Genomic DNA, 11,963 nt, shown 5'->3' with positions numbered 1-11,963 from the left:
CCGAGGCTTCCGTCGACCCACCCCCGGCGCCGGACCATCCGGTCGATGCCCGCTCCGAGGCGGCGCCGACACTCGCTCGCGCGAGCCTGTGGGCAGCCACCTCCTTTCGAGGGGTGTGACCGCGCTCACCTCCGCGCCACCATGGACTCATGACCGAGCTGTCGTACGCCGCAGGCGAGACCACCACCCCCCTCCTCGACGAGACGATCGGGGCCAACCTGGAGCGCACCGTCGCGCGGTGGCCCGACGGTGAGGCGCTGGTCGAGGTGGCGAGCGGGCGCCGGTGGACCTGGCGCGAGTTCGACCACGCTGTCGACGAGGCGGCGCGCGGCCTGATCGGGCTCGGGATCGCGAAGGGCGACCGGGTGGGGATGTGGGCGCCCAACTGCGCCGAGTGGACGATCATCCAGTTCGCGGCGGCCAAGGCGGGGGCGATCCTGGTCAACGTCAACCCGTCGTACCGCACCCATGAGTTCGCGTACGCCGTCAACCAGTCCGGCCTACGCCTCCTGTTCGCCGCGACCGGCTTCAAGACCAGCGACTACCGGGGGATGGTCGAGGAGGTCACGGGCAAGGGCGAGGTGCCCGGCCTCGAGCAGACGCTGTACGTCGACAGCGACGACTGGCGGCGCCTGGTCGCCGCTGGAGCGGACCTGCCCGCCGACGCGCTCGCCGAGCGCCAGCGCGAGCTGAGGCCGGACGACCCGATCAACATCCAGTACACGAGCGGCACCACCGGGTTCCCCAAGGGCGCCACGCTGAGCCACCGAAACATCCTCAACAACGGCTACTTCGTGACCGAGCTGATCGGGTTCAGCGAGCAGGACCGGCTGTGCATCCCGGTGCCCTTCTACCACTGCTTCGGCATGGTGATGGCCAACCTGGGCTGCGTCACCCACGGCGCGACGATGGTGATCCCGGCGCCCGGCTTCGACCCGACGATCACCTTGAAGGCCGTGCAGGACGAGCGCTGCACCGCGGTGTACGGCGTCCCCACGATGTTCATCGCGATGCAGAACGCGCCCGACTTCGGCGCCTACGACCTCGCGACCCTGCGCACCGGCATCATGGCCGGCTCGATCTGCCCCGTCGAGGTGATGAAGCGCTGCATCAACGACATGCACATGGCCGAGGTGTCCATCGCCTACGGCATGACCGAGACCAGCCCGGTGAGCTGCCAGACCCGCGCGGACGACGACCTGGACCGTCGTACGTCGACCATCGGCCGGGCTGCGCCCCACGTCGAGATCCGGATCGTCGACCCGGTGACGGGGGAGACCGTGCCGCGGGGCGAGCCGGGGGAGTTCTGCACCCGCGGCTACAGCGTGATGCTCGGCTACTGGAACGACCCCGACAAGACCGCCGAGGCGATCGACGCCGACGGCTGGATGCACACCGGCGACCTCGCCGTGATGCGCGAGGACGGCTACGCCAACATCGTCGGCCGGATCAAGGACATGGTCATCCGCGGCGGCGAGAACATCTACCCGCGCGAGATCGAGGAGTTCCTCTACACCCATCCCGACGTCGAGGACGTCCAGGTGGTCGGCGTACCCGACGAGAAGTACGGCGAGGAGCTGTGCGCCTGGATCCGCCTGCGCCCCGGCGCGGACTCGCTCGACGCCGACGGGGTGCGCGCCTTCGCGACCGGCAAGCTCGCGCACTACAAGATCCCGCGCTACGTCCTGCTGGTCGACGAGTTCCCGATGACCGTCACCGGGAAGGTCCGCAAGGTGGAGATGCGCGAGCGCTCGACCGAGCTCCTCGGACTCGGCTGACCGCCGACCCGGCAGAAACTGGCTCTGGATTCCCGCCGACCCGGCAGAAACTGGCTCTGGATTCCCGCCGACCCGGCAGAAACTGGCGCGCACGGCGCGCGATCTTCTGCCGGGTCGGCGTCCCCCCGGCGCGACTTTCTGCCGGGTCGGCGTCCCCCCGACGCGACTTTCTGCCGGGTCGGCGCGTTCTGCACACCACTTTCTGCCGGGTCGGCGGAATGACAGCACCACGCAGTTGAAATGATGTCATGATGGCGTCATAGTGATGTCATGGACATCGGGCCGTACGTCGAGAGCCTCCGCCGCGACCTCCTCGCCGCCGCCGAGAGCGCGGGGGAGCAGGCGCGGGAGGTGGCCGAGCGGTTGGGCTACGCGCTGGATCCCGCGGTACGGCTCGCCGTGATGGAGGCGATCAGCCAGGCGGCCGCGGAGATCACGGCCGCGATGCCGAGCGGCGGCGTCGATGTCCGGCTCGACGGTCGCGACCTCGACTTCGTGGTGACGCCGGGTGAGCCGAACGGGCCGGTGGGTCCGGCGGCGCCGGAGCTGGTGACCGGCCCGGTGCCGGCCGAGCCGCCCGCCGAGGACGAGGGGCAGGCGCGGGTGAGCCTGCGGCTCCCGGAGTCGCTCAAGGCCCGCGCCGACGAGGCCGCGGCCCAGGCCGGCCAGTCGCTCAACACCTGGCTGGTCACTCTGATCCGCAGCGCGACGAGTGAGCGCGCCCTCCCGGTCGACGTCGACCTGTCCAGTCGGCCGTTCGGCGCCGACTTCCCGTTCGGCGGTCAGCCCGGCGGCAAGCCGGGTGCCGACCGCCGTCTCACCGGCTGGCTCTGAGCGGGCCTACCAGACCAAGGAGATCCCATGACCGACCACGAGCCCCTCCGCCAGGTCCTCGAGACCCCCGGACCGGTCCGCCTGCACGTCGAGAACGGCCGCGGTCGGATCGTCGTCCGGGCCGCCGACCAGGCGACGACCGAGGTGACCCTCGCCGGCGCGCGTGCGGCCGAGGTCCGGGTCACCCAGGACGGCCGTCGGATCGGCGTGCACGCCCCGAAGCAGCGCAATGGCGTCTTCGCCCGTGCTGATGAGCTCGACATCGAGGTCGTCGTGCCGCTCGACAGCGACCTGATCGCCCGCAGTGGCAGCGCGAGCATCACCGCCAGTGGCCGGCTGATGACAGCCCGGGTCAAGAGCGCGTCCGGCGAGGTGGTCCTCGACCAGGCGAGGACCGTGGTCGTCGACACCGGCTCGGGTGACGTCAGCGTCGCCGAGGTCGACGGCGACGTCCGGGTCCGCACCGGCTCCGGCGCCGTCGACCTGGGCCGGGTCGCCCAGGCCGCGTCCGTGTCCACCGGCTCCGGCGACGTCTGCCTCGGCCAAGCGCTTGGTACGGCGATCGTGAAGACCGGTTCGGGCGACCTCGAGGTGGGTGAGTCCGTGGCCGACCTGACCAGCAAGACCGGCTCCGGCGACGTCGTCGTCCGTACGGCGCGCCGCGGTCGGATCCTGATCAAGGGCGCCTCGACCCGGGTCCGCGTCGGAATCCCCGCGGGTACGCCGGTCTGGACCGACGTCACGACCGTCACCGGCCGGGTCAGCTCCACCCTGCCGCCGGTCGGCCGGCCGGAGCCGGGTGCCGACCACGTCGAGCTGCGCGCCACCACCGTCTCGGGCGACATCTCCCTCGTTCCCGCCTGACGGGCCGCGTGGTTGACTCCCGCGCGGGCTCGCCTATGCTGCTCTTATCTACCAAGCGCTCGATAGGTCAAAGCGAGGAGGCGGCATGCAGCGGGTCCTGGTGGTCGGTGGCACCGGCCTGATCGGTTCGACCGTGGCGACCGAGCTCGCCCGGCGTGGGTACGACGTCGCCGTGGCCGGGCGGAACCGGCCTGAGGAGGGTGCGCCCGCCGCGGCCCACCGGTGGGTCGAGGGCGACTACACGAGTCCCGGCTGGACCGAGCGGCTCCGGGAGTTCGACGCGCTCGTGTTCGCCGCCGCCCAGGACATCCGCCACGTCGGCCCGCACGCCTCGGCCGAGACCTGGCAGGACGTGCAGACCGCGAGCCTGCCGGCGTTCTTCGCCGAGGCCCGTGACGCCGGCGTACGACGGGCGGTGCTGGTCGGCAGCTACTACCACCAGGTGCTGCCGGACCTGGTCGCGACCAACGCCTACGTCCGCGCCCGGGCGGAGGCGGAGCGCGGCGTCCTCGCGCTGGCCACCCCCGAGTTCGCGGTGTGCGCGGTCAACCCGCCCAATGTCGTCGGGGTCGCGCCGGGACGCGCGCTCCACGCGTTCGCCAAGATGGTGCGCTGGGCGCGCGGTGGGCTGGCCGCGAAGGTGCCCGACTGTGCGCCCCACGGTGGCACCAACTACATCTCGGTGCACGCCGTCGCCGCCGCCGTCGCGGGCGCCGTCGAGCGCGGCGAGTCCGGCCGCGCGTACCTCATCGGCGACGAGAACCTCAGCTTCCAGTCCTACTTCCAGGCCCTCTTCGACGCCGCCGGCGCCGGGCGCACCGTCGCCGTCTGCGACGACGACCACGCGTTCCTGCCCGACGACTTCCTGGTCGCCGGCAAGGGTGTGACGATCGACTACGAGCCGGACGCCGCCGAGCGGGAGCTGCTGGGCTACGAGGGCGGCGACCTCGCGGCGACGCTGCGCGCGATGGTCGCCGCGGTCGACGCGCTGCCGCCCCGCGGCTAGTGGTAGAGGACCGCGAGGTACTGCTCGGCGAGGGTGGCCGCATCGCTCGCCTCGCCGGCGCGATACCACCGCACCGCGGTCCAGGTCGCGTCGCGCAGCAGTCGGTAGCGCACGTCGACAGGTACGTCGACCGCGAAGTCCCCGGCGATGGCGCTCGCGCGCAGTGCCCGCACCCAGCCCGCCTCGATAGCCGCGCTCTGCTCGGCGACGAAGGCGAAGTCGGGCTCGTCGACCACGCGCAGGAACTCGTTCTGGTAGGTCAGCACCCAGGCGGGACGCTCGGCGATCAGTCCGAAGGCGTGCCGCACCAGGTCGCCGACCCGCTGTCGTGGCGCGACGTCCGCGTCCACGATCGCCTCGGTCGCGGACGCCAGGTCGGCCAGGAACTCCCGGAGCACCGCCTCCAGGAGCGCGTCCTTGGAGGGGAAGTAGTGGTACAGGCTGCCCGACTGGATCTCGGCCTCGTCGGCGATGTGCCGCACCGTCGTCTCCGCGAACCCGCGCCGCGCGAACAGGGTCGCGGCGCTGTCGAGGATCGCCTGCCGGCGTACGGCGGGGTCCTCGCGCACCCGCATCCGGCGCGCCGGAGCGGTCTCACGGGTCACGCCGTGATCCTGCCAGAACGTCGAACACCGGAATGAGCGGAATGAGCGGAGTGAGCATGGAACAGCGGGTCAGCATCGTCACCGGCGGTGCCGGGGGCATCGGCGGCGCGATCTCGCGTGCGCTGGGGGCGCGGGGCGACCACGTCGTCCTCAACGACCTCGACCCGGCGGCCGCCGACGCCACGGCGTCGGGCATCCGCGCGGAGGGCGGGACGTGCACCGTCATCACCGGCGACATCACCGACGACGAGACCGTCGCCGCGGTCACGACCGCGGCCGCCGGGATCAGCGGCACGATCGACGTCCTGGTCAACAACGTCGGCGACTTCCGCCCTGCCTCGCGCGACCTCGCGCACAGCACCCCCGAGCAGTGGCAGCGTCTCTACGAGGTCAACCTGCGCCACGTCATCGCCATGACGTACGCCGTGCTGCCGCACCTCGGGCCGGGCTCGGCGATCGTCAACGTCTCGACGGTGGAGGCCTACCGCGGCATCCCGGCCAGCGCGCCGTACTCCGCCTTCAAGGCCGGTGTCTCCGCCTTCACCAAGAGCATGGCGGTCGAGCTGGGGCCGCGCGGCGTGCGGGTGAACGCCATCGCGCCGGACCTCACCGACACCGCCCAGACCTCCAGCGCGGCGATGCTGCGCGGGCGCGACGAGGAGCTGGTGCCGCTGTGGCTGCCGCTCGGCCGGTTCGCCGAGGCCGAGGACCACGCCGGCGTCGTGGACTTCCTGACCAGCGACGCCGCCCGCTTCGTCACGGGGCACACGATCCCCGTCGACGGAGGCACCCTGGCCGCGTCCGGGTGGTTCCGGCGCCATGACGGCAAGGGGTGGACGAACATGCCCGACCGGCCCTGAGCGATCCGGGCGTGACCGTCGCCACAGGTCGCTCGTTACCCGTGAGTACGCCACGGGAGGGGACCACCCATGATCGACCACGCCCTGCGCCGCCGCCTGGTGGCCGCGCTGCTCAGCACCGGCCTCGCCGCCGGCCTCGTGCTCCCGCTCGCGGGGGACGCCGCCGGGGCCAGCGCGAGCTCGGCCCGGGCCACCGCGACGGCCACCACGGCCGCGCAGCCCGCCGACGGGACGCCGCTCGCGCAGCGGCCGAAGAAGTGCGCGAAGCCGAAGTACGCCAAGAAGCACAAGAAGAAGTGCGCCAAGGCCAAGCCCGCCGCTCCCGCGACCGGCACGCCGGGAAGCAGCCCGGCTCCCGGCGCCACCGGTGCCGCGCCCGCGCCCGCCGCCGCGCCGTGGACCCCGCGCCCCGCCCAGTACGACGCCAGCGTCACCACCCGCGACATCCCGATCACCATGGACGACGGCGTGATCCTGCGCGGCGACCTGCAGCGCCCCGTGGGAGCCGACGGCAAGCCGGTCAGCACGCCGCTGCCGGTCATCGTCACGATCACCGCGTACAACAAGACGATCCTCTCCGCCGGCGCGGGTGCCACCCTCGCCGGCGCCGACCCGGGCTACCTGGTCGCCCGCGGCTACGTCCAGCTCACCGTCGACGCCCGCGGCACCGGCGGCTCCCAGGGCCAGTGGGCCGCGTTCAGCGCCCGCGAGGGCAAGGACGCCGGCGCGATCGTCGAATGGGCCGCCTCCCAGCCGTGGAGCAACGGCAAGGTCGGCATGACCGGCGCGTCCTACATGGGCATCTCCCAGCTGTTCGCGGCCGCACAGCAGCCCAAGGGCCTCAAGGCGATCTTCCCGCAGGTCCCGGCCGCCGACGTCTACCGCGACGTGGTGGCCTCCGGCGGCCAGATCGACGTCGGGTTCATCCCGCTGTGGCTCGGCCTGGTGACCGCGACCGGCATCATCCCGCCGGCGTACGGCATCGAGGAGCCGCAGGCCGGCTTCAAGATGGCGCTCGACCACCTGATGGGCGGGCTCGGCTTCACCCTGCCGCTCGCCACCCAGGCACTGCTCGGCGGCGACCCGGCGTACGACGGGCCGTTCTACCGCGAGCGCTCGCCGATCGAGGTGCTCGACAAGGTGACGGTGCCGACCTTCCTGGTCGGTGGCGAGTTCGACCTGTTCCAGCGCGGCACCCCGCTCGTCTTCGAGCGGCTCCAGCAGCGCGGCATCCCGACCAAGCTCATCCTCGGCCCGTGGGACCACCTCCAGGGCTCGGCCGGCGCCGAGGTCGGCAAGGCCGGCTACGGCTCGCTCGCCGAGCTGCAGCTGCGCTGGTTCGACCAGTACCTCAACGGGCGGGACGGGCAGCTCGACCAGATCGCGCCGCTCACCTACTACGAGCAGGGCTCCGGCTCCTGGGTGCGCAAGGCGAAGTGGATCGACGGCGACCTCTCCGCCCGCAGCTATGCCCTCTCCGGCGACGCCGCCGTCGGGGGCAGGGCCGGCGTACTGACCACGGGTCCGTCGAGCCCCGGGTCCGCGATCGTCCCGCCGATCCCGGTCACCGGGCTGTGCACCCGCTCCGCCAACCAGTGGACCGCCGGGGTGCCGAACGTGCTGCTCAAGGACCTGGCCTGCTTCAAGGACAACAAGCTCAACGACCTCGGCGGCGTCACCTTCGACACCGCGCCGCAGGACGCCGACGTGCACTTCCAGGGTCCGCTCAACGCGCGGCTCTACGTCTCGACGCCGACCGGTGACGGGATGCTGTCGGTGGCGGTCGAGGACGTCGCACCTGACGGGACGGTCACCCGGATCAGCGGCGGCTGGCAGACCATCGCGCACCGCGCGCTCGACGAGAGCCGCTCGCGCTACCTCGACGGTCAGCTCCTCCAGCCGTACCACCCGTTCACCCGCGAGGCGAAGGCGAAGCTCCCGGCCGGCGAGATCGCACCGGTGGACGTCGAGATCTTCCCGACCGGTGCGGTGGTCGCGAAGGGCCACCGGCTCCGGATCGCGGTGCAGGCCTTCGACGTACCCCACCTGCTGTCGCCGGTGACCGACCTGGTCGGCCAGCTGGTGCCGGTCACGGTCCACACCGGTCCGCAGTACCCGTCGGTGCTGACCATGGCGGTGCGCTGAGCGGGGCGCGGGCTGAGCGGGGCGCGGGCTGGGCGGCGGGGGCGGCTCCTCGGGCTGTAACACGTTGTCCGCTGTCCCACCGGACCCGCACCTGATGTAGCGGACCCGCACGGACCCGGTTTCGCGACGACTCGCGTCGGTTACAGCGGCGAACTGCGTGTTACAGCGGCCGGCACCCCACTGGCCCCCACCCCGCCCCGACGCCCCGCTACAACCCGCCCGGGCGGCGGGCGAGCGTGCTCGCGAGCGCCGTGGCCGCCGCCCGGACCGCGTTCTGGTGTGCCTCGGGCCGGAACCGGCCGACCGGACCGGTCACGCTGATCGCCGCCAGCGCGCTCGCGCCGTCGGCGTCGAGCACCGGCGCGGCCACGCACAGCAGGCCCGGGGTGGACTCCTCGCGCTCGAACGCCAGCCCGGCCTCCAAGGCGCGCTCCAGCTGCTGCTCGAGCAGGCCGGGCGCCACCACCGTGTGCGGCGTACGACGCTCGAGCGGGCCGGCCAAGACGGCGGAGCGGACCGCCGGCTCCGCGTGGGCGAGCAGCACCTTGCCGAGCGCCGTGCAGTGCATAGGCATCCGGCCGCCGGTGCGTGAGGGGCTGCGGGCCTGGCGGTGGCCGCCGATCTTGGCGATGTAGACGACCTCGGTGCCGTCGCGTACGCCGAGGTGCACGGTCTCGTGGGTGCGCTCGTAGAGCTCCTGCAGGAACGGCATCGCCACCTCGAGCAGGGTGCGCTCGGTGGCCGCGCGCATGCCGAGCTCGAACAGGCCGCCGGCCAGCCGGTAGCCGTGGGGCGTCTTCTCGAGCAGCCGGTGGTGGACCAGGTCGCCGGCGATCCGGTGGGCGGTGCCCTTGGGCAGGCCGGTGCGGCGGACCAGCTCGGCGAGGGGGAGCAGCCGGTCCTCGGGGCCGAAGGCGCGCAGCAGGGCGACCGCCTTGCCGAGGACGGTGTCCAGGTCCCGTGCCTCCGCCACCAGCACAGCGTACCGGTGAGTGGAACGCGCGCGTGGCGGGCGGGCACCCGAGGCCGGAGAGTGGGGACCATGACCGAAGCTCTCGATCTCGACACGGCCGTCCGGGCCGCCGCCGACCGGCTGCACTCCGCGCTGGTCGACAACCAGCCCTGCGCGCCGGTCCGCGACCTGATCGGCGAGCGCGACATCAACCTCGCGTACGCCGTCCAGCAGCAGCTCAACGCGCACCGCCTCGACGCCGGCGCGGCCGTCGTCGGCCGCAAGATCGGCGCGACCTCCGAGGCCGTGCAGAAGCAGCTGGGCGTCGACACCCCCGACCTCGGCGTGCTCTTCGACGACATGGAGTACGACGCCTCCGCGCCGATCGACATCAGCGGCCTGCTGCAGCCCAAGGTCGAGGGCGAGATCGCCTTCGTGCTCGGCGCCGACCTCGCGGAGGGCGACCTCGAGCTGGACCAGATCGCGGCCGCCGTCGACTACGCCGTCGCCGCGATCGAGGTCTGCGACAGCCGGATCGCGAACTGGGACATCAGCTTCGCCGACACCGTCGCCGACAACGCCTCGGCCGGCGGCTACGTGCTCGGCACCGAGCGTCGTACCCTCGACGACTTCTCGCCTAAGGACGCCGCCATGGCGATGACCGTGACCGGCCAGGACGACTCGGTCGGCACCGGTGCCGCCTCGCTCGGCGACCCGCTCGTCGCGCTGCAGTGGCTGGCCCGCCAGGCGCGCGACCTCGGCGACCCACTGCGCGCCGGCCAGGTGGTGCTGTCCGGCGCCCTCGGCCCGATGCGCCCCGCCGCGCCCGGCGCCGACGTGGAGCTCACCATCGACGGACTCGGATCGGTCTCGATCAGCTTCAGCACCGCCAGCAACGAGGAGGACTCATGAGCAAGACCAAGGTGGCCATCATCGGGTCCGGCAACATCGGTACCGACCTGATGATCAAGATCCTGCAGACCGCGCAGCACGTCGAGATGGGCGCCCTGGTCGGCATCGACCCGGACTCCGACGGCCTGGCCCGCGCGCGCGACCTCGGCGTACCGACCACCCACGAGGGGGTCGAGGGCCTGATCGCGCTGCCCGGCTTCGACGACATCGACATCGTCTTCGACGCCACCTCGGCCAAGGCGCACGTCCACAACGACTCCCTGCTGCGCCCGCTCGGCAAGCGGCTGATCGACCTCACGCCGGCCGCCATCGGACCGTACGTGATCCCGGCGGTCAACATCGACGAGCACCTCGACGCGCCCAACCTCAACATGGTCACCTGCGGCGGCCAGGCCACCATCCCGATCGTGGCCGCGATCTCGCGCGTGGTCCCGGTGGAGTACGCCGAGATCGTCGCGTCGATCTCCTCGAAGTCCGCCGGCCCCGGTACCCGCGCCAACATCGACGAGTTCACCGAGACCACCTCCGGTGCGATCGCCGCGGTGGGCGGCGCCAAGCGCGGCAAGGCCGTGATCATCCTCAACCCGGCCGAGCCGCCGCTGATGATGCGCGACACCGTGTTCGCGCTCGTCCACGCGCCCGACCCGGCCGTCCACGACGAGATCCGGGCGAGCGTGGAGAAGATGGTCGCCGACGTGGCGGCGTACGTGCCCGGCTACCAGCTGGTCCAGAAGGTCCAGGTCGCCGAGATCCCCGCCGACCAGCCGGTCGAGACGCTGCTCGTCGACGGCGCGGCGCGGCCGACCCACCAGGTTTCGGTGTTCCTCCAGGTCACCGGCGCCGGCCACTACCTCCCGGCGTACGCCGGCAACCTCGACATCATGACCTCGGCCGGCCTGCAGGTCGCCGAGCGGATCGCCGCTGCCAAGGAGGCTGCACTGTGACCGAGAAGACCAAGATCTTCGTCCAGGACGTCACCCTGCGTGACGGCATGCACGCGATCCGGCACCGGATCTCGCCCGCCGACGTGAAGCGGATCGTCGTCGCCCTCGACGAGGCCGGTGTCGACGCGCTCGAGGTCGCCCACGGCGACGGCCTGGCCGGCGGCTCGGTCAACTACGGCCCCGGCTCCCACACGGACTGGGAGTGGCTCGAGGCCGCCGCGTCGGTGCTCGAGAACGCCCGGCTGACGACCCTGCTGCTGCCGGGTGTCGGCACCGTCCACGAGCTGAAGCGGGCCTACGACCTCGGCGTGCGGTCGGTGCGGATCGCGACCCACTGCACCGAGGCCGACGTCTCCGCCCAGCACATCGCCGCGGCCCGCGAGCTCGGCATGGACGTCTCCGGCTTCCTGATGCTCTCCCACATGGCCGAGCCCGAGCAGCTGGCCCGGCAGGCCAAGCTGATGGAGTCGTACGGCGCCCACTGCGTCTACGTCACCGACTCCGGCGGCCGGCTGACCATGGACGACGTCGCCGCGCGGGTGCAGGCCTACCGCGACGTCCTGAACGCGGAGACCGAGATCGGCATCCACGCCCACGAGAACCTCTCGCTCTCGGTGGCCAACTCGGTGGTCGCCGTACAGAACGGCGTCTACCGGGTCGACGCCTCCCTCGCCGGCCACGGCGCCGGCGCCGGCAACTGCCCGATCGAGCCGTTCATCGCGGTCGCCGACCTGATGGGCTTCGAGCACGGCTGCGACGTCTTCAAGCTGCAGGACGCCGCCGACGACATCGTCCGCCCGCTCCAGGACCGCCCGGTCCGGGTCGACCGCGAGACGCTGACCCTCGGCTACGCCGGCGTGTACTCCTCGTTCCTGCGCCACGCCGAGCGGGCGGCGGAGCAGTACGACGTCGACGTCCGCGACATCCTGATGGAGTGCGGCCGGCGCCGGCTGGTCGGTGGCCAGGAGGACATGATCGTCGACATCGCGCTCACCATCGTGGCCGAGCGCGAGGCGGCGCTGGTCTGACGCCGACCCGGCAGAAAGTAGCTCCGGGGTTGCGC

The 11,963-nt window shown here is 72.4% G+C and carries 11 protein-coding genes; 9 read left to right on the top strand and 2 right to left on the bottom strand.

All coding sequences use genetic code 11. The annotated features are described in order from the left end of the window. Positions 1-149 precede the first annotated feature (149 nt). From JOD66_RS09040 to JOD66_RS09025, 4 genes are all read left to right on the top strand, one after another. Positions 150-1,778 (top strand): AMP-binding protein, encoded by a 1,629-nt coding sequence (locus tag JOD66_RS09040; protein ID WP_204836551.1) that lies wholly within the window; start codon positions 150-152, stop codon positions 1,776-1,778. 270 nt (positions 1,779-2,048) lie between these two features. Further along, positions 2,049-2,612, top strand: coding sequence for a toxin-antitoxin system HicB family antitoxin (locus JOD66_RS09035; RefSeq protein WP_204836550.1), 564 nt, complete (start codon positions 2,049-2,051; stop codon positions 2,610-2,612). 27 nt (positions 2,613-2,639) lie between these two features. Beyond that, entirely contained in the window at positions 2,640-3,476 is an 837-nt protein-coding gene (locus tag JOD66_RS09030) for a DUF4097 family beta strand repeat-containing protein (protein ID WP_204836549.1), read from the top strand. A gap of 85 nt (positions 3,477-3,561) precedes the next feature. After that, entirely contained in the window at positions 3,562-4,482 is a 921-nt protein-coding gene (locus JOD66_RS09025) for an NAD-dependent epimerase/dehydratase family protein (protein ID WP_204836548.1), read from the top strand. On the opposite strand, the gene JOD66_RS09020 is transcribed toward JOD66_RS09025, so the two are convergent. Then, positions 4,479-5,087 (bottom strand): TetR/AcrR family transcriptional regulator, encoded by a 609-nt coding sequence (locus tag JOD66_RS09020; protein WP_204836547.1) that lies wholly within the window; start codon positions 5,085-5,087, stop codon positions 4,479-4,481. The genes JOD66_RS09025 and JOD66_RS09020 overlap by 4 nt on opposite strands. A gap of 56 nt (positions 5,088-5,143) precedes the next feature. Between JOD66_RS09020 and JOD66_RS09015 the strand changes: the two genes are divergently transcribed. Further along, on the top strand, positions 5,144-5,947 hold the full coding sequence (locus tag JOD66_RS09015; protein ID WP_204836546.1) for an SDR family NAD(P)-dependent oxidoreductase: 804 nt from the start codon (positions 5,144-5,146) through the stop codon (positions 5,945-5,947). A 69-nt stretch (positions 5,948-6,016) separates the two neighbouring features. Beyond that, positions 6,017-8,092: a CocE/NonD family hydrolase gene (locus JOD66_RS09010; RefSeq protein WP_204836545.1), complete on the top strand. Its 2,076-nt coding sequence runs from the start codon at positions 6,017-6,019 to the stop codon at positions 8,090-8,092. Positions 8,093-8,300: 208 nt separating this feature from the next. Here the strand turns inward: JOD66_RS09010 and JOD66_RS09005 are convergent, their stop codons facing one another. Beyond that, the gene (locus JOD66_RS09005; protein ID WP_307823404.1) at positions 8,301-9,065 is read right to left on the bottom strand and encodes an IclR family transcriptional regulator; all 765 of its coding nucleotides are present in this window, start codon (positions 9,063-9,065) and stop codon (positions 8,301-8,303) included. Positions 9,066-9,134: 69 nt separating this feature from the next. Here JOD66_RS09005 and JOD66_RS09000 point away from each other — a divergent pair, with 69 nt between their 5' ends. From JOD66_RS09000 to dmpG, 3 genes are read left to right on the top strand one after another with little or no spacing between them, the layout of a single operon-like run. Next, positions 9,135-9,956, top strand: coding sequence for a 2-keto-4-pentenoate hydratase (locus tag JOD66_RS09000; protein WP_204836544.1), 822 nt, complete (start codon positions 9,135-9,137; stop codon positions 9,954-9,956). Then, a complete protein-coding gene (locus tag JOD66_RS08995; protein ID WP_204836543.1) occupies positions 9,953-10,900 on the top strand; it encodes an acetaldehyde dehydrogenase (acetylating) in 948 nt (315 codons plus the stop codon). Before JOD66_RS09000 ends, JOD66_RS08995 begins: the two co-directional genes overlap by 4 nt. Next, entirely contained in the window at positions 10,897-11,928 is a 1,032-nt protein-coding gene (dmpG, locus tag JOD66_RS08990; protein WP_204836542.1) for a 4-hydroxy-2-oxovalerate aldolase, read from the top strand. Before JOD66_RS08995 ends, dmpG begins: the two co-directional genes overlap by 4 nt. Positions 11,929-11,963 lie beyond the last annotated feature (35 nt).

This window comes from Nocardioides nitrophenolicus, assembly GCF_016907515.1.
Lineage (GTDB): Bacteria > Actinomycetota > Actinomycetes > Propionibacteriales > Nocardioidaceae > Nocardioides > Nocardioides nitrophenolicus.
This window is presented reverse-complemented; position numbering and strand designations above follow the sequence as displayed.